Genomic DNA, 21,577 nt, shown 5'->3' with positions numbered 1-21,577 from the left:
TTCCACGCGCTATACTGCGCAGCGGTTCGACGGTCTCCCGCCCACCCGTACCGACAGCCCTCCGGCAACCTCTGGACTTCGTGCGCAGGCGACCGCGTGCCATACCACCCTTAGTACGGAGATTCATCATGCAAGACTTGCAACAACTGCTTGGCCAAGAAGCCGACACCCTGCTCAACCACCGCTGCACCGCGATTCCCAAAGAAAACCTCTATCTGCCCGGCCCCGATTACATCGACCGCGTCTTCGCGCAGAATGACCGCTCGCCTGCCGTGCTGCGCGCCTATCAGCAAATCGTTGACCACGGCCGCCTCGCTGGTACCGGCTACATTTCCATCCTGCCGGTGGATCAGGGGGTCGAACACTCGGCTGGCGCTTCCTTTGCCGTCAACCCGCAATACTTTGATCCGGAGAACATCGTCAAACTCGCCATCGAAGGTGGATGCAATGCGGTCGCCTCTACCTACGGCGTACTCGCCAGCGTCGCGCGCAAATACGCGCACAAAATCCCGTTCCTGGTCAAACTCAACCACAACGAAACCCTGACCCTGCCGCCGCTGCACGACCAGACCATGTTCGCCACCGTTGAACAGGCCTTCGACCTTGGCGCGGTCGCCGTCGGTGCCACCATCTACTTTGGCGCGCCGGAAAGCCGTCGTCAGATAGAAGAAGTTGCCGCAGCCTTTACCCGTGCGCATGAGCTGGGAATGCTCACCGTGCTCTGGGCCTATCTGCGCAATCCCGCTTACAAGCACGACGGTGTGGATTACCACAGCGCCGCCGACCTCACCGGTCAGGCGAACCACCTCGCCGTGACCATCGGCGCGGACATCGTCAAACAGAAACAGGCGGTGAACAACGACGGCTATCGCAAAATCGGCTTTGGCAACACCGACGACCTGGTGTACAGCAAACTCACCACCGACCACCCCATTGACCTCACCCGCTACCAGCTCGCCAACTGCTATATGGGCAGAATCGGCCTCATCAACTCCGGCGGCGCAGCAGGCGGCGCGAACGACAAGGCGGAATCGGTACGTACCGCCGTCATCAATAAACGCGCGGGCGGCATGGGCCTCATCCTTGGCCGCAAATGCTTCAAAAAACCTTTCGACGAAGGCGTCGCGCTGCTGCATGCGGTGCAGGATGTCTATCTTGATAAAAGCATCACCATCGCTTGAGGGGTGTCGGCAATATCAAAAACGGGGCCGTGCGCCCCGTTTTTTATGGAAGGAAGGTCGCTGTCCAGTAGTGATTCGTGCCGCTCAACGGCTTTGCAGGATGTCGATGCGTTGGATGATGCCGCTCTGCGGCCAGTAGGCGACGCGGATCTTCGTGGCGCGGTTGAGCGGGTGGTAGTGGCGGTTATCAATAGGGAAATCCTGCCGGATGGCGGGTAGAACGAGGCGGAAATCGCCGCTGCTGTCGCGGTCAGGCATTGACTCACGGATGTGGAAATCGCGTGTGCTCAGGTTTCGGCTGCTGCCGACGAGGTCAAGGCAGACGGGCGCGGCCATGATGATGGCAGCGGTGCCTGCGGCAGCGACGCAGAGGCGGGGGTATTGGTAACGCCAGCCCAGGCGGTCATGTCGGCGGGTGCGCCACAGATAGCGTGCGCAGGGAATAAGCAGAAGGGCCAGGAAGAGCGGGCGCAGCAGGGCGGGCCAGCCTTCGTTTGGCAGGAAGATGTCGCAGGCAAAATAGACGGCACCACAAGCGGCGAAAACAGGCGCTTCGCGATAAAGGTCGGCAAAATTGTGCGGCAGGGGCATCAGCGCAGGATCTCGATTTTGTAGATGATGTCGCTCTTCGGCCAGTATTCGACGCGGATTTCATGGGCGCTTTGCAACGGGCGGACGCGTTTCTTTTCCAGCACCAGTTCGGCGTGTTTTTCCGGCAGGACAAGGCGGTAGCGGCTGTCGTAGCAATGTTTGCAGTTGTGCCATTTGATGTGGAAATCTTCGGTGGTAACAGTCACACGCGGGCGGTGCAGGTCGATCAGCGCCGGCACGGCGAGGTAGGCCCCGCCGGCGAGGAAGATGAGGGTGGTGAAGAGCGGGAAGCCTTCGTCGAGGTGATCGAGTCTGCTTCTCCGCCAGATGTGAATGCCAAGCGGGATGGCAAAGACGCCGACGCTGAGGTTTTTCAGCAGGGCGATGCGGCCTTCATCGGGCAGGAAGAAGATGGCGGCGGCGCAAAAGACGACGCAGGCGGTGAGGGCGGGGGCTTCGCGGAAGTTTTCGAGGAGATTTTCGAAGAAGTTCATGGCAGTGTCCGGTGGTGGGATGACGGAGGGCGACAAGGCGGATGATCATTTTAGGCTCATGATGTTGTTTTGAAAAACACGTGGAATTTCATCGGTTAACGATGGCTTTTGGCACAATGCTTGCATCGTCATTCATGTTTTCATTCCCCTTAATCAATGGAGTACAACATGGCGCAAACCTTATTTAAAGCAGCCGGTCTGACCCCGGCAAATGCAGATGCCCTCAAAGACGCCGGCATGGCTATTGCAGGTGTCCGCTGGGTCAATATCAATAATGACAATGTGGTCGTGACCCACGATGATTCTTTCGATGCGGACGCTTTTGTCAGCGCATTGCGTAATGCCGATGGCAGTGTGAGCGTGAGTAAAGGCTGAATCTTTTATCCGTATAAAAAACGCAGCATTTGCTGCGTTTTTTTATGTCCGCTTGCTTTCCGCCGCATCATGAATGGTAAAGAGGGCGGCCAGCAATGCTGTAGCGTAGCTGCCACGCGGCAGGGTGAATGTGAGTGACAGGGTGTGCGCATCCTGCCAGTCGTGGTGCAGGTTTTGTGCGCGGGCGGTGAAGGCGCGCCAGCCGCTGTCAGCATGGCGGCAGAGGTAGTGCACGGCGGCTTGTGTGGCGGCATCAGCGTTATCCAGCCAGGTTTTCGTTGCCGGCGGCAGCGGTTTGTTTTCCTTGCCGGGTAGCCAGCCGCCGAGTGCGATATCGCCGCTATGCAGGCGCTCCAGCAGGGTTTCATCCACACTTTCAATGAGAAAATGGCTGTTGCTGCCGCGCAGGAGGGCGCGGTCGCCTGCTTGTGGTGTGTGCAGGGTGTTGGCCGCCATGCGGGCTTGCAGTTGGGCGTTGAAGCAGTCAGCGCGCAGGACGGACAGCACCAGGGCACGTTCGTCGTGTTTTTTGGGCAGTTCGCCGCGCTCAACCCAGTGTCGGGCTTTTTGCAGATTGTGGTGTCCGAAGCGCTGGTCGCCGAAGAGGTTGGCAAAGCCGTCATGCGCCAGTGCGGCAAGCGCATGGTCGATAGCGGCGCGTTCGCCCTGCACATCGCGCAGGATAAGGGTAAATTCGTTAGCCCGATGTGTGCCGATGCGCAGTTTGCGGTCATTGTGCGCGCGTGTCAGGATGCGCCAGCCTTCTCCGCTATCCGGCAGGTGGGTGCCGTATTTGGCGGGTAGTGACAGCCATTGGCAGGTGACGGCGTGGCGGTCTTTAAGACCGCTGTGGGCAATGTCTTTTTGCGCGCAGCCAAGCAGTCTCACCCATTCGCGTTTGAGATAGGCGGTATTCAGGCCGGTTTTCTCCACATAACACCACAGATGTTCGCCCTGTCCGTTGGGGGCAAAGCCAAGCTGCTCGGCAACATGAAAATCGCTCGGTTGCTGTTTGATGGTGGCGGTGGGTTTGCTCATGGTGTGTTCTCGCAAGGTGGATAAAAAAAGCCGTGAGTCACGGGGAATCACGGCCTGGGTTGGGTATGGCTTGCTTATGCCTGGGTCAGGCGGGCGAAGATAGCGTCAAGCGGCACCATTTCGGCACTTTCGCAGCGGCGGTGTTTGTATTCGACTTCGCCGTTGGCCAGTGTTTTGTCCGAAATGACGATCCGCTCCGGAATACCGATGAGATCCATATCGGCAAACATGACACCGGGACGTTTACCGCGATCATCAAGCACAACATCCACACCGGCTTGTAGCAGTTGTTCGTATAACGTTTCGGCGGCACGCTGTACTTCCGGCGATTTGGCAGCGTTGAGCGGCAGGATGACCACGGTGAAGGGGGCAATGGCCTGCGGCCAGATGATGCCGCGTTCGTCGTGGTTTTGCTCAATGGCAGCGGCAACCACACGGGTAACACCGATGCCGTAGCAGCCCATCAGCGGGGTAGCTGAGCCACCGTCTTCCAGTTGTATTTTCAGCCCCATTGCTTCGGAGTATTTTTTTCCCAACTGGAAGATGTGTCCGACTTCGATGCCGCGCCGGATGGCGAGAGTGCCGCTACCGTCAGGGGCCATATCGCCTTCGACGACGTTGCGCAGGTCGGCAATTTTGGGCAGGGGAACATCGCGTTCCCAGTTGATGTTGAAATAGTGGTAGCCGTCTTCATTGGCACCAGCCGCAAAATCGGCAATCACCGCCGCGTCGTAATCCACGATCATCGGTACGTTTGCCCCGACTGGGCCGAGGGAACCGGCGCCTGCTCCCAGCGCAGCGCGAATTTCGGCTTCTTCGGCCATGCGCAATGGGGCGGCAACTTCCGGCAGGTGTTCTGCCTTGATGGCATTGAGTTCGTGATCGCCACGGATGATAAGGGCAACGACGCCACCTTCCGCCCCGGCGACCATCAGGGTTTTGATGATGCGCTCAATTGGCACGCCATAATCTTCGACCAAGGCGGCAATGGTCTTGCAGTGCGGGGTTTCCCGTTTTTCCATCGCAGCGCTTGGAGCGGGGCGGATTTGGGCGGGGCGCTGTGCCTCGGCTTTTTCGATATTGGCGGCATAGTTGCCGTTGGTGGAAAAGACAATGGCGTCTTCGCCTGTTGCCGCCAAAACGTGGAATTCGTGTGAGCCGGTGCCGCCGATGGAGCCGTTATCCGCCAGTACCGGACGGTAATCCAAGCCAAGACGTTCGAAGATGCGGCAGTAGGCGTCAAACATGGTTTGGTAGGTGTCTTGCAGGCTGGCTTCGTCAAGATGGAAAGAGTAGGCGTCTTTCATCAGGAATTCCCGACCCCGCATCACCCCAAAACGCGGGCGGATTTCATCGCGGAATTTGGTCTGGATTTGATAGACGTTGAGCGGCAGCTGCTTGTAGCTGGACAGATCACGCCGCATCAGGTCGGTAACGACTTCTTCGTGCGTTGGTCCCAGGCAGTATTCGCGCTCATGACGGTCGATAAAACGTTGCAATTCCGGACCATACGCCTGCCAACGCCCGGATTCCTGCCACAATTCGGCAGGCTGGGCGCTCGGCATCAGAATTTCCAGCGAACCGGCGCGATTCATTTCTTCGCGGATGATCTGCTCCACTTTGCGCAGCACTCGTAAACCCAGCGGCAGCCAGGAATATATGCCGAGCGCCGCTTGCCGGATCATGCCGGCACGCAGCATCAGTTGGTGACTGATAACTTCTGCATCAGCCGGCGTTTCTTTTTGCGTGGTGAGCCAGAATTGTGAGAGGCGCATAGTGTTGTGTCTTATCCTCGTTCTTTGCCCTGGACATCACCCGGCATTTCCGGCATTTGTTGCTGCGGTGGTTGGTTTCTGGGTGCTGCAGGTGGCGGCAATGCGCCGGGTGCAGGTCTGCTGCCGGCTGCCGGAGGACGGCTACCGCCAATGGTAGGCACACTAGGTTGTGGGTTACAAAATTGATCAATAATGCCTTGAGCCATTTTGCTCCGCTCACTTATTTCATCTGCCGAAAGCGGAACCAAGTTGCCTTTGCCATCATCCTGAAAAACTTTGGGCTTACTTAATGTATCCAGATCTTTTCGTGCCGTTGCACAACGCTGTTCGCGAGTGATAGTGCCCTCAGGCAAAGGTTGTGAGCCATTAGCATTTTGTGCATTAGGCGTTGCCGGACGTACAGGACGCAGAACCGCAAACGTGTTGTTATCAGGACGTTCGCTGACCAGCATCCCCTGTCCATTAATTTTGATAACGTTTTTTACACCGCGTGGTGCATATTTTGCGTAGTGCGCACGACCGCGTGAGTACCACTTGTAAAAAATCTGCTGCGGCTGGGCATTGGGGTTGCGATAAATCTCCGGAGCGGGCGGATTGCTACCATCGCCTGGTGACGACGTTGCCGCTTGTTGCGCGGAGCTGGCAACAGCGAAAGACACGGCGAAGGCCAATACAGAAGTTCTCAAAAACATAGTGAATTCCTTATCTGAAGGGACGCAAGCATTCTACATTACTGTTCGGCAAGAATCTATCCTGCTATAATCATTTTGCCCATTTTTTCAACAACCGGAGCATCCACATGAAAAATCCCGTCCGTGTCACCATTACCGGCGCCGCCGGCAATATCGGTTATGCACTGGCCTTCCGCATCGCTGCTGGCGATATGCTGGGGCCGGATCAGCCCGTTATTCTGCAACTGCTGGAAATTACGCCGGCGCTGGGTGCATTGCAAGGCGTAGTGATGGAGCTCAATGACTGCGCTTTCCCGCTGCTCGCCGGTGTTGTCGCGACCGATGACGCTAGCGTAGCCTTCAAGGATACCGACTATGCCCTGCTGGTGGGTGCCCGTCCGCGCGGTCCCGGTATGGAACGTAAAGACCTGCTCACTGCCAACGGCGCCATTTTCGGGCCGCAAGGCAAGGCGCTGAACGATCACGCTTCGCGCGACGTCAAAGTGCTGGTGGTCGGTAACCCGGCGAATACCAACGCGCTGATTGCGCAAGCGGCTGCGCCGGATCTCAACCCGCGCAATTTCACGGCAATGACCCGACTTGACCACAACCGCGCCCTGTCGCAACTCGCCGAAAAAACCGGCACCCACACTACCGACGTCGCCAAGATGACCATCTGGGGCAACCACTCTTCCACGCAGTACCCGGATATCAGCCATGCCACCGTTAAAGGCAAGGCAGCAAAAGGCTTGGTGGACGACACCTGGTATAAGGACACCTTCATCCCCGTCGTGCAACAACGTGGCGCCGCCATCATCAAGGCGCGTGGTGCTTCTTCCGCTGCTTCTGCTGCTTCCGCTGCGATTGACCACATGCGCACCTGGGCGCTGGGCACGCAGGGCGATGACTGGGTCAGCATGGCGGTGCCTGCCGACGGTTCCTACGGCATTGCCCCAGGCATCATCTATTCTTATCCCTGCCGCTGCAAAAACGGCGACTACGAAATTGTCCAGGGGCTGGAAATAGATGCCTTCAGCCGTGAAAAAATGGATGCGACCGCCGCCGAACTGCGTGAAGAACGCGCTGCGATCGAACATCTCCTCAAATAACCCTTTCGGCAAAGTTTCCGCAGACTGTGCGGAGAATTGTGAGCCCCGCTTCGGCGGGGCTTTTGTCTATTCGTCTCACGCTTCCCCCATGTTGCGACATTTCATCAGCGGCATCAGCCTCATGTCCACTCTCGGCTGGATTGCGCTGAAAATCCTTTTCCCCGAGGAAGGCATGGCTGCATTCTGCGCCCGCGCATTCGGCGGCATCGCCCTGCTCGGCGGGGCCTGGCTGCTTTATGCGCCGAAACAGCGCCTGATCGCTGCCGCCCTCGCTTTATACGCTGCCGTTTTCCATCTCGCACCTGTCGGGCTTGACCTTATCGGCGGCGCCACGACGCGCACCGTTCACGACTTTATCCTGGAAAGCTGCGATCGTTCCCGCCCGCGTCTTTTCGCCCAGCGCCTGATTTTGCCGGACAGCGGCGACAGTCTGCGTATCAGTCTCGACACCCATCTTGCCCTGAGCAGCGCCACCACCCTCCGCCTCCGTTATTGGCGCAACAGCGGCATCATCCACCGCTTCGAGATTATGCAGACAGACGAAAGCGCCACCTACTGCTCGCTGCACAATGCGTACCGCAATCGGCTACGGCGCTGAATTGCGCCGCTTGTTAGCGCCGCTGCTTTGGTTGATGGCACCGATGTCGAGTACGGACGGTGCCACGCTTAACCGCCCTGCTGCAAGGCGCGGATAGCCTCATTGGCCAGTTGATCCGCCATTTCGTTACCGGGATGGCCGCTGTGTCCCTTTACCCAGCGCCATTCGATTTGATACTGGCTGACCAGAGCGTCCAGCGCCTGCCACAATTCGATATTCTTCACCGGTTTCTTGTCGGCGGTTTTCCAGCCGTTGCGCTTCCAGCCCGCCAGCCATTGGGTAATGCCGTTTTTCAGGTAACTGCTGTCGGTGCTGATGACGATGGGGCAGGCGCGCTTGACGGCGCGTAGCGCTTCGATGGCGGCGGTGAGCTCCATGCGGTTGTTGGTGGTCAGCGCTTCTGCGCCGTTCAGCGTTTTCTGGTGCGGGCCGTAGCAGAGCAACGCACCCCAGCCGCCGATGCCGGGATTACCCTTGCAGGCGCCGTCGGTGTAGATGTGCAGGATGTTGTCGTCGTTCATGGATTTACTCCGCGTGGTGGGAATGCTCGCCCAGCCACGCCAATAATTGCGCTTCGTCGATGATGGCGACGCCGAGCTCCTGTGCTTTCGTCAGTTTGCTGCCCGCTTTGTCGCCTGCCAGCACGTAGTCGGTTTTTTTCGACACGGCGCTGCTCGTTTTGCCGCCCAGAGCGGCGACGTGGGCGGCAGCGGTATCGCGGCTCATCGTCGGCAGGGTGCCGGTGATGACCACGGTTTTACCGGCGAGCGGGCTGTCTGCGTTGACAACAGGCGCTTCCACTGCCGGCCAGTGCACACCGGCGGCCTGCAAGTCGGCGATGACGGCGAGGTTGGCGTCATCCAGGAAGAAGTGGCGGATGTACTGCGCCATCACCGGACCGATGCCGTCAATGGCCTGCAAATCTTCTTCGTCGGCGGCGAGCAGTGCAGGCAGTTCGCGGTAGTGGCGGGCGAGCAGTTCGGCGCTGACGTTGCCGACTTCGCGGATGCCGAGGGCGTAGATGAAGCGGGACAGCGTCGTCTCTTTTGCGGCATTTAGCGCGTCCAGCACGTTCTGCGCCGATTTGCTCGCCATGCGCGGCAGCGCCGACCAGTCGTCCAGCGTCAGGCGGAAAAGGTCAGCGGGGCTTTGCACGCTGCCATTCGCCACGACTTGTTCGATGAGTTTGTCACCAAGCCCCTGGATATCCAGCGCTTTGCGCGAAGCGAAGTGGATCAGCGCCTGCACACGTTGCGCCTGGCAGTGCAGGCCGCCGGAGCAGCGTGCCACCGCTTCGCCTTCGGGGCGGATGACTTCGGAGGCGCAGATTGGGCAGTGCGTCGGCATGGTGAAAGGCTGGCTGTCGGCGGGGCGTTTTTCCAGAACAACTTTGACGATTTCGGGGATGACGTCGCCGGCGCGGCGTACGAAGACGGTATCGCCGACGCGCACGTCCTTGCGCGCCACTTCGTCGGCGTTGTGCAGGGTAGCGTTGGTGACGGTGACGCCGCCGACTTCCACCGCTTGCAGGCGGGCGACGGGGGTAACGGCGCCGGTGCGGCCGACTTGCACGTCGATGGCTTCGACGATGGTGGTTTTTTCCACTGCCGGGAATTTCCACGCCACCGCCCAGCGCGGCGCGCGCGAGACGAATCCGGCGGTCTGCTGTTCGGCGAAACGGTCAGCCTTATAGACAATGCCGTCGATTTCATAAGGCAGGTCGTGGCGGTGCGCAGCCATGTCCACCATATAAGCGGCGGCGGCATCCGCGCCGGTGAGCGCGCGTTGCAGCGGGCAGACGGGCAGGCCCCAGGCGCGGTATTGCGCGAGCAGCTCGGTGTAGGTCGCGGGCAGGATAAAGCCGTCGTGCGCGCCGTAGCCGTAAGCGAAGAAACTGAGCTGGCGCGTGGCGGTGATGGCGGGATCAAGCTGGCGCAGGCTGCCGGCGGCGGCGTTGCGCGGGTTGGCGAAGGTCTTGCCGCCAGCTTGCAGGGCTTGCGCGTTCAGCGCGGTAAAGGCCGCCTTCGGCATATAAATTTCGCCGCGCACTTCGATGACGGCGGGCGGGGTGTCGCTCAAAAGGCGCAAAGGGATGGCGCGGATGGTACGCACATTGGCGGTCACGTCTTCGCCGGTCGCGCCGTCGCCACGGGTCGCCGCACGGGTCAGTACGCCGTTTTCGTAACGCAGGTTGATGGCGAGGCCGTCGAATTTCGGCTCGGCGGAGAGATGCAGCAGCGCGTCGCTGCCAAGGCGCTCTTGCAAGCGACGGTAGAAGGCGGCGAAATCCTCGGCGTTGAAGACGTTATCCAGCGACAGCATCGGCACGGCATGGGTGATGGGGGCAAAAGCGCCATCTGCCTTGCCGCCGACGCGGCGGGTGGGCGAATCATCGGGCACCGGCGCGCCGCTGGCTGCTTCCAGTGCACGCAGTTCCTGCATCAGCGCGTCATATTCGGCATCGGCGATGGTCGGGTTATCGAGGACGTAGTAAGCGTGGTCGTGGGCGCGGATCGTATTGCGCAGTTCTTCAATCGGGTCGGTCATGCAAAGTTCCTTTACTGAGAGGGTTCACCAGTCGCGCACGCGGTCAATGGCCGCTTGTACCGCTTCCAGATCAGCCTCTGCGCCGTGTTTCCCAGCGGCGAGATGGGCAATCTGCCAATAGGCGGCGCAGATCAACTCGCGTTCTTCCGTTTCGATCCAGGCGAACGGATTAAAAGCAGCGGCGTAGTCGGCAGCAAGGCGCTCCAGCCCGGCTTGCAGGGCGACGGCGGGCAAAGCCAATGCCTGCTTGAGCGTGTCCTGATAAATCTTGACGGCTTTTTTCGCCTCTTTCAGCGGAATATGTTCCGCTTCGGTAAAGGCAAATAACGGATTGTCCGCATAGGCGGCATACCATTCCGGTTTGCGCAACTTGGTCATTTCATAGGTAATGCGCTGCGGTCGTTGCTTGGCAAGCGCCTGCAATTGCTTTTTCACGGCACTGCCGATGCCATGCGGCACCCCCGCCATCCAGACAAAATTCAAATCCGGCAACAGCGACAAATCGGGAATCACCTCGGCTTCTATCCGCACATCGAAAAAAGAAATCGCGCGCAATCGGCTTAATTGCGTCACTTTCTCGAAATGCAGAATCGTGACATTGCGCATGATCAATACTCGCGTCTGCGGCTGCGCGGCAACAAAGGCAGCCATGTCAAACACCCTATCGTGCTGCCAGGCGCTGCTATCGACGGGACGGTCATAAGGCGCCACACGGTTTTCCTGAGGAATAAAGGCGGGGGCATTCATATTGCCGCCATAAATCACCGGCTCGGTATCGGCAAAGAGCGGCAAATGGCCGATGCGGATATGATCCTGCGGAATATAGCCGTGTAAAGCTTCAATCGCATGAAAGGCGGTTTGATGATGCTGTCCGCCGACATACATCATGTGCTTTTGCGGCAGCGTCAAATGATGAATATCGATATCCTCCGGGCGGGCATAAAAACCGATAAAAGGCAGGATATGCGTCGTGGCCAGTTGATTGGCCTTCGTTTCCTGATAGCGGATGAATTGATAGGCGGTATAACAATCACCGAGAGGGGAATAAGCGGCAAAAATATCGCCGGGAACAGGTGCGGTCATCGGAGTTTCCTTGCGGATGGGGGCGGCATGGTAGCACGCAGGGCAAGCCGCGCGGCAGGCGGAACCGCTATAATCCCGCCCCCCGTTTTTTTACCTGATGACCATGCCTCACACCCTGCCTCCGTCCGATAACGCGCTCTACCGCAACGTTTCCTACCTGCTGATGACCCTCGCCCTGTGGGCGGTGCTGCAATACCACCTGCTGCCGCTCCTGCTCGCCATCATCCTCACCTTCGTCTTCATCACCCGCACCAACGGCCTCATCCTCTGGCTCTGCCGCCGCTTGCTGCCGCGTCACACCGTACTGCAACGCTTCGCCAGCATGCGCCACATCAACCTTTTCTCCTCCACCATGACCATCGGCCTGGTGCTGCTCGGCATTTTCCTGTTCGCGTTGAGCGCCTTTCAGCTGCTGAGCGGTGAACGCATCGGGGTGATGCTCGGCAAGCTGGCGGCGATTCTCGAAGACACCAAAAACAGCAAAGACCTGCCCGCCTTTATCCTGAACCTCCTCCCCGACAATCTCGATGAAGTCAAAAGCACACTCTCCGGCCTCATCCGCGAATACAGCGACACCCTGACCCGCATCAGCCGCAACAGCCTCACCATCTTCGTGCACATCCTCATCGGCATCCTTATCGGTACCATGCTCAGTTTCCACCGCTTGCACAAACAGCATGATCGCAGCGTCATTCCCGTGTTCAAGGCCGAACTGCTGCGCCGCGTCATCACCTTCCAGAGCAGCTTCGAGCGCGTCTTCATCGCGCAGGTCAAAATCTCGCTGATTGATACCGCCCTCACCGGCATCTACCTCTACGCGGTGCTGCCGATCTTCGGCGTTGAATTGCCCTTCCGCCTCACCGTGCTGGCGATTGCCTTTATCGTCGGCCTAATTCCGGTCGTGGGCAACCTCATCTCCAACGCCGTCATCATCATCCTGAGTCTCGGCGTCTCGCTCTATGTGGCGCTGGCCTCGCTTACCTTCCTTGTCGTCATCCACAAGCTGGAATACTTCCTCAACGCCAAAATCATCGGCGCGGAAATCGAATCCACCGCCTGGGAACTGCTCCTGGTGATGGTTGTCTTCGAGCGCATTTTCGGCATCGGCGGCATCATCATCGCCCCCGTGTATTACGCCTATGTGAAGAACGAGCTGAAACGGCAGGGGCTGCTCTGAATGCCTGCTCTGTGCTGCATAAAAAAACCTCCCCTGTGGGGAGGTTTTTTTATGCCAAGCGGGATAGGCGAGGGGGTGGTTTTTGAGACATTGCAGGCAACGTCTCTACGTTTTCCTTTCTACCGTGTTGTGCTGCCTGAGCAGCCGCCAAGCGGCATCGTTATGCACCGCGCGGCGGGAAATCCAGCTCGCCATAGTCGTGGGCAGCGGTGTGGCGCAGGGCAGCGACAACCCAGTCGCCCGCCTGTTGCACGGCGTCTTGGAGCGGTTTACCGGTAAGGAGGGCAGCGGTGAGCGCAGCGTGGAAAGCGTCGCCGGTGCCTTTGACGTCGCTGGCAATGCGCGGGTGGCGGGTAGTCGCGACGTCATCGCGGGTGACGATGAGGTTGGCGATGTGGTCGCTATCGCCGCCGGGGCTGCTGGTAACGACGACGGTATGCAGCCGTACACCGAGCAGGCTGCGCGCAGCGGCGACGGTTTCCGCCTCATGCTGCGGGGCGGTGCCGCTCAAGTAGCCGAGTTCGTAGTGGTTCGGGGTGATGAGGTCGGCGCAGGCGGCGAGGCGTTCGCGGTAGCAGGCAGCGAGTTCGGGGCGGACGTAGAGGCCGCAGTTATCGTCGCCCAAAACGGGGTCGATGCCGATGTGGATGGTGGGGGCGCGCGCTTTCAGGGCGTCGAGCCAGTCGGCAAGCAGTATCGCCTGTTCGGTGCTGCCGAGGTAGCCGAGGATGACGGCGTGGGTGCTTGCCAGCGCGCGGCGGCGGTCGAGGTCGGCGAGATAACCCGCGAACCAGTCGGCGGGAATGGCGCCGCCGTGGATGGTGTCGTAGTGCGGGGTGTTTGAGAAAAGGACGGTCGGCACGGCGGCGGCACGCAGGCCGTGCGCGGCGAGTGTCGGCAGGGCAGCGTTGTTGCCGACAGTGCCATAGACGACTTGCGACTGGATGCTGATGACATCAAGCGGTAGCGGGTTGCGGGCGGCGTAGTCGAGGGACATGGTAATTTCCTTTATGTGCGGGGTTCGTTCGAGACGGGAAAAGGGCGGCTGACGAGATAACGATGGCGATTACGAAGGCATCAGTGAGCAGGCGGGAAGCGGGGTTTTGTCCCGCTTAGCGCCCCGCTTGCGGAAGAAGAAATTTCCGGAGATTGACGAGTGCCGGTGGCTCAATGTCCTTCCGGCGCGAGTCCCGGCCAGTATTCGCTATCCGGGGTGCGGCGCGCACCGAAGATGGCCTGGCCGACGCGCACGGTGGTCGCGCCTTCGGCGATGGCCAGTTCAAAGTCGCCGGACATGCCCATGGAGAGTTCGGCGACGGCGGGATTTTGTTGTTGCAGGCCATCGCGCAGTTCGCGCAGGCGGATGAAGCAGCGGCGCACCGCGTCTTTGTCGTCGGAAAAGAGGGCGAGGGTCATGAGGCCGCGCAGGCGCAGGCTGCTGTACTGCGGCAAGGCACGAATGAAGGCAGCGGCGGCGTCAGGCGCGATGCCGTATTTTTGCGGCTCGTCCGAGGTGTTGACCTGCACGAAGACATCCAGACTGCGCCCTTCCTGTTGCAGGCGGCGGTCAAGGCTTTCGGCGATATCCAGGCTGTCCAGCGCCTGAAATTCAGCGGCGAAGCGGGCGACGTATTTGACCTTGTTGCTTTGCAGGTGGCCGATGACGGCCCAGTTGAGGCCATCCAGATCCGCCAGCGCCTGCCATTTGTCGTAGGCTTCCTGCACTTTGTTTTCGCCGAGCAGGCGGATGCCCGCTTCATAGGCGTAGTGCAGGCGTTCGGCGGGCACGGTTTTGCTGACGGGCAACAGGCGCACGCTGGCCGGATCGCGTCCGCAGGCGGCACAGGCGGCGGCGATGCGGGCGTTGATATGGGCGAGGTTGGCGGTGATTTCGGCGGCGGTAGTCGCTTGCGGGTAGAGCGGAGCGGGCATGGTCAGGCCTTTTTCACAAATTCGGATTTGAGCATCATGCCGCCGAAGCCGTCGATTTTGCAGTCGATGTTGTGGTCAGCGCCGGGGATGAGGCGGATATTTTTCACTTTGGTGCCCTGCTTGATGCTCTGGCTGCTGCCTTTCGGTTTCAGTGCCTTGATGAGGACGACGGTGTCGCCGTCGGCAAGCGGCGTACCGTTAGCGTCCAGCACCTGATCGTCGTCATGAGTAGCGACGGTCTCGCCGTCCTGCCATTCAAAGGCGCATTCGGGGCAGATGTTGCTGGTGCCGTCGTGGTAGGCATAGTCGCAGCCGCACTGCGGGCAGATGAGTTCGCTCATGGGAATTTCCTTTTGTGGATGAATGGGCAATTTTAGCCCCCTTTGCCCGCATTGTGCGGCATTGGACTCATGACAAGGCGGCGTTATAATAAGTCGTGTTTATTTTTGTGCATTTTTGGAGGAATCATGCAAAGTCTGGGTGAATTCATCGTGATGCGGCAGGCGGAATACCCGCAGGCGAGCGGTGAACTGAGCGGTATCTTGTCCGCCTTGCGCCTTGCCGCCAAGGTGCTGCACCGCGATATCAACCGCGCCGGTCTCGTCAATGACATCCTCGGAGAAGCGGGCTCAGAAAACGTGCAGGGCGAAGCGCAGAAGAAACTTGATATTTTCGCCCACCAGAAAATCAAGGCCGCCTTCATGGCGCGCGATAACGTCGCCGGCTTCGCCTCGGAAGAGGAAGAAGACTTCGTCGCCTTCCCCAGCGAGAAAAACAAGAACGCCAAATACGTCGTCCTCACCGACCCGCTTGACGGCTCGTCCAATATCGACGTCAACGTCGCCGTCGGCACCATCTTTTCCATCTACCGCCGCGTGACGCCCGTCGGCACCCCGGTCACGCTCGAAGACTTCCTGCAACCGGGCAACAAACAGGTTGCCGCCGGTTACATCGTCTATGGCTCCTCAACCATGTTGGTGTACACCACCGGCAACGGCGTCAACGGCTTCACCTACGATCCCTCACTCGGCATCTTCTGCCTCTCGCACGAAAACATCCGCATTCCCGAAGACGGCAGCATGTATTCCATCAACGAAGGGCAGTACCTCAAATTCCCGCTCGGCGTGAAAAAATACATCAAATACTGCCAGGAACTCGATAGCGCTACCAAACGCCCCTATACCTCGCGCTACATAGGCTCGCTCGTCGCCGACTTCCACCGCAACATGCTCAAAGGCGGCATCTATATGTATCCATCCGGCAGCAGCTACCCCAACGGTAAACTGCGCCTGAACTACGAAGCGAACCCGATAGCGTTCCTCGCCGAACAGGCGGGCGGCAGTGCCACCGATGGCTACCGCCGTATCCTCGATATCCAGCCGACCGCCCTGCACCAGCGCGTGCCGCTTTACGTCGGCTCAAAAAACATGGTCGGCAAAGTCATGGAGATGATCCGCGACAACCCCGATCAATGATGCCAGGCCGGCAATCCACCTGAGCATATCAGCGCGCCTTGACCGTATCGCCAGTACGGTCTGCGGCGCGTCGCCTTCTCGGATGCCTTTCTGAGACGGGCATACCCATGGCCGCTTGGCGGCAAAGGAACAACTATGTACGACATAGAAGTCGAAAGCGGAAACACTGCCCGCCTCTACCCGGCGGGAGAACCGCAAGGTTACGCGCGTGTGCGCGTGCCAGAAACCTGGGTGTATGCCGCACCCGACACCGCGAGCGCACGCCTTAGCCAGTACACCTACGGCGAACCGCTGCGAATCTACGCGCAAGACGGCGACTATATCCACGCCCAATCCCTGCGCGACCATTACAGCGGCTGGGTGGCGCTAGATGCCATCGAAACCGTCCCTGATAAACCCACTTACACCTACACCACGATTGCCATCACCCCCATCACTGCCGAACCTGACCTGAAAAGCCCCTACCGCACCGCCCTGCCGCAAGATTCCTGCCTCACCATCATCGACAAAGCGGGTGATTACCTGCAACTCGCAGACGGTAACTGGCTACACCGCCGCCATGTCGCCGCTGCCGACAAAATTGCCGACCCCATCGCCGCCGCGCGCAGCCAACTGGGGCGCAGCTACCTGTGGGGCGGACGCGGCGTCGCCGGGCTTGACTGCTCGGCATTGAGCCAGTGGGCCTATCGCCGCGCCGGACGCAACATCCCGCGCGACAGCGATCTGCAAGAAATGCTTCTTAAGAAACGGCACCAGCGCGTCGAACTGTGCGAACTGATGCGGGGCGACCTCATCTACCTGCCGGGTCACGTCATGCTGGCCAACGACGCCTACACCGTCATCCACGCCAGCGGCTACCACATGCAGGTCGTCGTCGAAAACCTGGCGGATGCCATCGCCCGCTACAAAAAACAGATGGGTGCCAAATACCGCTTGCGCGCCTACCGCTGGGATGAAGAAGAGCCGTTTGAGCACGTTTTCGATTGAACTGGACTCGCCGCCAAGCGGAATAACACGCGGCTGGCAGTAAAAACATAAAAACTTCCTCGCACACAGCCCCGCTCGCGGGGCATTTTTGCGAGAAACCAAGAGATTCTCCGTCGGCGGTAGAGTAGGGCAGCAAGGCTGCCACCGTGTTGGCTGACTTGCTGCATTATCCGTACCGTCTTTGCCGCACTGCCTCGCCTTCCTCTCTTTGCAACCGGCATAAAAAAACTCACGACGGCAGTGCCGTCGTGAGTTCGTTCTCTATACCGCGTATCAGGCTTTGGCTTTAACCAGCATGCGGCCGGACATTTCCATGTGCAGGGCGTGGCAGAACCATTGGCAGTAGTACCAGTGGACGCCGGGGCGGTCTGCTTTGAAGGTCACGGATGCGGTTGCCTGCGGGCTGATTTCCATTGCAATGCCGTAGTCGCCCAGGGTGAAGCCGTGGGTGAGGTCTTCGATGAGCTCTTTGTTGGTGACGTAAACGGTGACTTCGTCGCCTTCGTTGACTTCGAATTTGGAGAGACCGTAGGCGGGCGCCGTCGCGGTCATATAGACGCGGACTTTGTCGCCGTCGCGGATGACGGTGTTGGCGGTGTCGAGATCGACGCCGTCTTTTTTCGCCTGTTCGCGCGCTTCTTTCCAGAAGTCGTCGTCACGGTTCCACACACTGAGCGGGTTCACTTTGTTGCGGGCAACGATGATCATATCGTGCGGTTCGGCGAAGCTCGGACCATCGTGGACGAGGCGCATGTGGTCGCCGGAGATGCTGATGAGCTGGTCGTTTTCCGGTTTGAGCGGACCGACGTTCAGGAAGCGGTCTTTGGAGAATTTGTTGAGCGAGACCAGCCATTGGCCGTCAGCTTCTTTGGTTTCGCCCATCGAGCTGTGGTTGTGGCCCGGCTGGTAGTGCACGTCGATTTTTTCGATAACCGGTTCAACTTTTTCGCCCAGGTAGGCCTGACGCGCTTTTTCGATGTTCCATTTGACCATCTGGCTGTCGATGAAGAGCGTGGTGTAGGCGTTGCCTTTGCCGTCAAATGCGGTGTGCAGCGGCCCCAAGCCGAGTTCGGGCTGGGCGACGATGAGGTCTTTGGCTTCGATCTTGTCGTCAAAGAAGTCGTCGAGTTTGCGCACGTCGAGGACAGAAACGGTCGGCGAGAGTTTGCCGTTCAGGACGATGTGGATGCCGTCCGGTGCAGCGTTACAGCCGTGCGGTGAGTTCGGTACCGGGATGTAGCGGGTGTATTTGGAGCCGTGGGTGCCGTCGAGAACAGGGACACCGTTAATTTCTTTGAAGTCGCCGTTTTTCACGCCTTCTTCGATGCGCTTGATGTTGAAGACGACAACCCAGTCGGTTTCGCTGGAGGACATTTCGCCGACGTCCAGACCTTTTTCGGAGTTATAGCAGGTGGAGAAGGCATATTTGCCCTGGTAGTCGGCATCGAGGTTGTCGAGGTTGCCGTCCACGCGCACTTGCCATTTGACATCCATGGTATCGCCGTCAATAGCGGTGAAGGCGGTCCAGTAGTCTTTTTTCGGGTCTTCGGTGTCGAGGACGGTTTTACCGTCGTTCGGCCACGGGATGATGTGCTCGCCGTTGGCAAAGACGTAGCCGGTTTTCGGGTAGCGCTGCGGGCGCATGCCGTGAATGGCGGAGACGTTCGGGATTTCGACTATCGCGTCGCATTTCATTACGTCGCAGCGGATACGGGCAACGCGGGTGTTCGCCTTGTCGTTGACGAAGACGTAACGACCATCGTAGGTGCCGTCGGTGAAGGACATGTGCGGGTGGTGCAGGTCGCCGTTCATGTAGATGCCGCCCTTGTCTTCAAGGTATTTTTTGGTTTCCGGCAGCATTTTTTCGCGCATGATGCGGCGGCTTTCGTTGGTACGGCCCCAACCGGTGGCGCCGCAGTAGTTGAAGACGGGGATACGCATCAGCTCACGCATGGACGGCATACCGAGGATGCGCAGTTCGCCGGACTGACCGCCGGAGTTGAAAACGTAGTATTGGTCAAGGTCGCCCGGGGCAACGTGATCACTGGGTTCGGAGGCCGCTTCGGCGCTCGCGGTTTGTGATGAGGCCAAGAGGCCGGCGCCACCGGCAACGGCTGCGCCACCAGCGGCGGCGACACCGCCGAGGAAGCCGCGTCGTTTGATGCCGGCTTTTTGTTCGTCTGACATGGTGTTCTCCTGTTGTTTGTGTTTAACGGGTTTATGCCTTTTCAGGTGTCACTTTAGTGGCACCGGCGCGGGCGGCGCGGATTTCTTCGTTGCGCTCTTCGCGTGCTTTCTGTTTTTTCGCCTTTTCGATGGCAATCAGCAGGTGCATGCAGCGCGACTTGTCATGATACAGCACCTGACAGTTCAGGCATTGGATACATTCGTTTTCGTTGATGTTGCCTTCGGGGAAGATGGCTTCCACCGGGCAATCCTGCGCGCATTTTTGGCAGGGGTTGCCGCATTCGGGATAGCGCTTCAGCCAGTTGAAAAGACGCAATTTGGCGGGGATGGCCAGCGCCGCGCCCATCGGGCAGAGGTAGCGGCAGTAGAAACGCTCGATGAAGAGGCCGATGAGCAGCAAAATCAGGGCGAAGGCGACATACGGCCAGGCGCGCCCGAATTTGAGGATGATGGCGGTCTTGAACGGCTCTACTTCCGCCAGATGTTCGGCAAGCCCCATGTCGTAGAGCGAGAAGCCGAAGAGCAGCAGGAAGATGATGTATTTGATGGCCGTCATCCGTTCGTGCACTTTGAAGGGGAATTTGAACTGCGGCACATGCAGTTTTTTCGCGATGTAGTTCGTGAGTTCCTGCAAGGCACCGAAGGGGCAGAGCCAGCCGCAGAAGAAGCCGCGATTCCACATCAGCGAGCCGAAGGCCGTCGCGCACCAAAGGATGAAGATGACGGGATCCATCAGGAAGACGTTCCAGTCGAAGCCTTTGATGAGCGAGTTGGTGAAGGCGAGGACGTTCACCACCGATAACTGCCCGTTCACCGACAGTTGCGCGCCGAGGTAGCCGCCCAGCCAGAACAGGGTGAAGACAAGGTAGCAGTTGCGGAAGGCCTTGTAAGCGCGCGGGTATTGGGTAATCCAGTCCTGGAACATGAAAACGCAGACCAGCACGAAGATGGCGATGCCCAGCACGACAATCTGGACGGTCTTGTCACGCCACGCCTGTTGCGCGATTTTCGCCTGCACGCTCAATTCACCGTCATCATGGACGGCAGCCACACCACCTGCCGCATCTGCCGGAGCGGCGGTTTGCGCGGCTGTGGGCGGCGGCTCAACGTAATCCGGGTTGGGGATTTGCTTGGTGTAGGCGGCAGGCAGGTTGTAATCCATATCAAAGGTGATGAAAGCCTTGTCGCGCGGGCCGGTGGCGCGTTGTACCAGGAGTTCCAATTGCCACGGCCGGGCGGCATCTAGCGTTTGCTCGGCCGGCACGGTAAAGAGCGCGATTTCCGGGAAATGCGGCGCACCGGTGGCCATGATGTCGCCGATGCGGCGGTGGTTGCGGTCGCGGAAGTGGAAACCGTTGCCGTCCTGCTTCAATTTCAGGCGGTCGAAAATCCCGCCGCGCACATAGCCTGAACCCTTGAACGAATACAGACCCTTACCGGCGACTAAAATCGCCTGCTGCCCGGGCTGCAACTGTTTCGTCATCTGTTCATAAACGGCGTCGCCGAGCAGGCTGCGGCCAATAGACGGTACCGATACCGGTGCATAAAACATCTCGATGAATTCGTCTTCCGGATTGCTGCTTTCCGCGCGCTCCGCTGCCTCAGGGTGCTTCGCCTTGATGAAACCCTCGTTGACTTCGCCGACGTGCAGCTGGAACGAACGCACCGCGCCACTGCCAGTCAGCTCCTGCCAGCTGCTTTTCTCCTGCTTGTCCATATCGACGACAGTCAATTCCTTCGGCTGCGCGGGCGCGGCTTCCTCTGCGCCGCCACCCTGCATCGCCTTCGCAGCGGCAATCGCCGAGCGGGCAATCGTCTCGTTGATGACCATCACCGTTACCGTCGCGCCGCTGATGACATCGGGCGCGTCCTGATTCATGCCGTCGCGCGGATAATTACGCCCGGTATAGGCGTCGATATAAGCGTTGACCTTCTCGATCGGAATGCCGATCAGCACAATCGGCTCCGAGTGCTTGACCAGCTTCGCCTTCGTGATGGTGAAATCCTTGTCCACGCCGATCATGATGTGAATCGGCTTGCCGGAATAACCACCGGACGGCACATAATCCGAGTTGAGGAAGACATAGCCGATCGTTTCCTCACCTTTCAACACCGGCACCAGCGGCGGCTGTTCCTGAATCGCACCGTAGCCGGTTGCATCCGGAAAGAACTCCGTCGCCGGTACCTTGCTGGTGAATTCCTGCAACGAGCCGTCGCTGTGGAAAAGCGCTGCGCGCAGCTCCTTCGCCGTCGGCATTGGTGCTGCTAACGCGGTTTCTGCAAAAAATAAAGCGGCAATGGTCAACATGACCATTACCGCAAAACGCCGTACTAACGAGTCGGCGAAAGCTAACTGT

General features: G+C 59.2%; 20 protein-coding genes. 7 read left to right on the top strand and 13 right to left on the bottom strand.

What is annotated here, in order from left to right; translation table 11 throughout:
• The first annotated feature begins 128 nt into the window (after positions 1-128).
• The gene (locus tag LG374_RS04670; RefSeq protein WP_225756608.1) at positions 129-1,181 is read left to right on the top strand and encodes a class I fructose-bisphosphate aldolase; all 1,053 of its coding nucleotides are present in this window, start codon (positions 129-131) and stop codon (positions 1,179-1,181) included.
• An 84-nt stretch (positions 1,182-1,265) separates the two neighbouring features.
• On the opposite strand, the gene LG374_RS04665 is transcribed toward LG374_RS04670, so the two are convergent.
• Together LG374_RS04665 and LG374_RS04660 are read right to left on the bottom strand one after the other, a co-directional pair.
• Positions 1,266-1,772 carry a hypothetical protein gene (locus LG374_RS04665; RefSeq protein ID WP_225756607.1) on the bottom strand — a complete coding sequence of 169 codons (507 nt, stop codon included), beginning with the start codon at positions 1,770-1,772 and terminating at the stop codon, positions 1,266-1,268.
• A complete protein-coding gene (locus LG374_RS04660; protein WP_225756606.1) occupies positions 1,772-2,266 on the bottom strand; it encodes a hypothetical protein in 495 nt (164 codons plus the stop codon). Before LG374_RS04660 ends, LG374_RS04665 begins: the two co-directional genes overlap by 1 nt.
• 168 nt (positions 2,267-2,434) lie before the next feature.
• Here LG374_RS04660 and LG374_RS04655 point away from each other — a divergent pair, with 168 nt between their 5' ends.
• Positions 2,435-2,641 carry a hypothetical protein gene (locus LG374_RS04655; RefSeq protein WP_225756605.1) on the top strand — a complete coding sequence of 69 codons (207 nt, stop codon included), beginning with the start codon at positions 2,435-2,437 and terminating at the stop codon, positions 2,639-2,641.
• A 42-nt stretch (positions 2,642-2,683) separates the two neighbouring features.
• On the opposite strand, the gene truD is transcribed toward LG374_RS04655, so the two are convergent.
• The 3 genes from truD to LG374_RS04640 form a co-directional block, all read right to left on the bottom strand.
• Complete coding sequence (truD, locus tag LG374_RS04650) at positions 2,684-3,679, bottom strand: tRNA pseudouridine(13) synthase TruD (RefSeq protein ID WP_225756604.1); 996 nt, start codon at positions 3,677-3,679, stop codon at positions 2,684-2,686.
• 74 nt (positions 3,680-3,753) lie between these two features.
• Positions 3,754-5,454: a proline--tRNA ligase gene (locus LG374_RS04645; protein ID WP_225756603.1), complete on the bottom strand. Its 1,701-nt coding sequence runs from the start codon at positions 5,452-5,454 to the stop codon at positions 3,754-3,756.
• Between the two features lie 11 nt (positions 5,455-5,465).
• Positions 5,466-6,146 carry a hypothetical protein gene (locus LG374_RS04640; RefSeq protein WP_225756602.1) on the bottom strand — a complete coding sequence of 227 codons (681 nt, stop codon included), beginning with the start codon at positions 6,144-6,146 and terminating at the stop codon, positions 5,466-5,468.
• Positions 6,147-6,253: 107 nt separating this feature from the next.
• Here LG374_RS04640 and LG374_RS04635 point away from each other — a divergent pair, with 107 nt between their 5' ends.
• Positions 6,254-7,234, top strand: coding sequence for a malate dehydrogenase (locus LG374_RS04635; RefSeq protein WP_225756601.1), 981 nt, complete (start codon positions 6,254-6,256; stop codon positions 7,232-7,234).
• Between the two features lie 88 nt (positions 7,235-7,322).
• A complete protein-coding gene (locus tag LG374_RS04630; RefSeq protein ID WP_225756600.1) occupies positions 7,323-7,832 on the top strand; it encodes a hypothetical protein in 510 nt (169 codons plus the stop codon).
• Between the two features lie 68 nt (positions 7,833-7,900).
• Here the strand turns inward: LG374_RS04630 and rnhA are convergent, their stop codons facing one another.
• The 3 genes from rnhA to LG374_RS04615 are packed head-to-tail and all read right to left on the bottom strand — an operon-like array spanning position 7,901 to position 11,462.
• Positions 7,901-8,353: a ribonuclease HI gene (gene rnhA / locus LG374_RS04625; protein WP_115610575.1), complete on the bottom strand. Its 453-nt coding sequence runs from the start codon at positions 8,351-8,353 to the stop codon at positions 7,901-7,903.
• 4 nt (positions 8,354-8,357) lie between these two features.
• Positions 8,358-10,379 carry an NAD-dependent DNA ligase LigA gene (ligA, locus tag LG374_RS04620; RefSeq protein ID WP_225756599.1) on the bottom strand — a complete coding sequence of 674 codons (2,022 nt, stop codon included), beginning with the start codon at positions 10,377-10,379 and terminating at the stop codon, positions 8,358-8,360.
• 24 nt (positions 10,380-10,403) lie between these two features.
• On the bottom strand, positions 10,404-11,462 hold the full coding sequence (locus tag LG374_RS04615; protein WP_225756598.1) for a hypothetical protein: 1,059 nt from the start codon (positions 11,460-11,462) through the stop codon (positions 10,404-10,406).
• A 103-nt stretch (positions 11,463-11,565) separates the two neighbouring features.
• Here LG374_RS04615 and LG374_RS04610 point away from each other — a divergent pair, with 103 nt between their 5' ends.
• Positions 11,566-12,639, top strand: a complete 1,074-nt coding sequence (locus LG374_RS04610) for an AI-2E family transporter (RefSeq protein ID WP_225756597.1) — start codon at positions 11,566-11,568, stop codon at positions 12,637-12,639.
• Between the two features lie 160 nt (positions 12,640-12,799).
• On the opposite strand, the gene pdxK is transcribed toward LG374_RS04610, so the two are convergent.
• From pdxK to LG374_RS04595, 3 genes are all read right to left on the bottom strand, one after another.
• The gene (gene pdxK / locus LG374_RS04605; RefSeq protein ID WP_225756596.1) at positions 12,800-13,636 is read right to left on the bottom strand and encodes a pyridoxine/pyridoxal/pyridoxamine kinase; all 837 of its coding nucleotides are present in this window, start codon (positions 13,634-13,636) and stop codon (positions 12,800-12,802) included.
• Between the two features lie 170 nt (positions 13,637-13,806).
• Positions 13,807-14,571 carry a YggS family pyridoxal phosphate-dependent enzyme gene (locus tag LG374_RS04600; RefSeq protein WP_225756595.1) on the bottom strand — a complete coding sequence of 255 codons (765 nt, stop codon included), beginning with the start codon at positions 14,569-14,571 and terminating at the stop codon, positions 13,807-13,809.
• 2 nt (positions 14,572-14,573) lie between these two features.
• On the bottom strand, positions 14,574-14,912 hold the full coding sequence (locus LG374_RS04595) for a zinc ribbon domain-containing protein YjdM (protein ID WP_225756594.1): 339 nt from the start codon (positions 14,910-14,912) through the stop codon (positions 14,574-14,576).
• 126 nt (positions 14,913-15,038) lie between these two features.
• On the opposite strand from LG374_RS04595, the gene fbp reads away from it, so the two are divergent.
• Positions 15,039-16,046 (top strand): class 1 fructose-bisphosphatase, encoded by a 1,008-nt coding sequence (fbp, locus tag LG374_RS04590; protein WP_225756593.1) that lies wholly within the window; start codon positions 15,039-15,041, stop codon positions 16,044-16,046.
• A gap of 135 nt (positions 16,047-16,181) precedes the next feature.
• Entirely contained in the window at positions 16,182-17,033 is an 852-nt protein-coding gene (locus LG374_RS04585) for an NlpC/P60 family protein (protein ID WP_225756592.1), read from the top strand.
• A 273-nt stretch (positions 17,034-17,306) separates the two neighbouring features.
• Here the strand turns inward: LG374_RS04585 and nosZ are convergent, their stop codons facing one another.
• Complete coding sequence (gene nosZ, locus LG374_RS04580; RefSeq protein WP_225756591.1) at positions 17,307-19,220, bottom strand: TAT-dependent nitrous-oxide reductase; 1,914 nt, start codon at positions 19,218-19,220, stop codon at positions 17,307-17,309.
• A gap of 31 nt (positions 19,221-19,251) precedes the next feature.
• Positions 19,252-21,528: a NosR/NirI family protein gene (locus LG374_RS04575; RefSeq protein ID WP_225756590.1), complete on the bottom strand. Its 2,277-nt coding sequence runs from the start codon at positions 21,526-21,528 to the stop codon at positions 19,252-19,254.
• Between the last annotated feature and the right edge of the window lie 49 nt (positions 21,529-21,577).

The organism is Cardiobacterium sp. Marseille-Q4385, assembly GCF_916618745.1.
Taxonomy (GTDB): Bacteria; Pseudomonadota; Gammaproteobacteria; order Cardiobacteriales; family Cardiobacteriaceae; genus Cardiobacterium.
The sequence above is the reverse complement of the archived record's forward strand: the minus strand, read 5'-3'. Positions and strand labels throughout refer to the sequence as shown.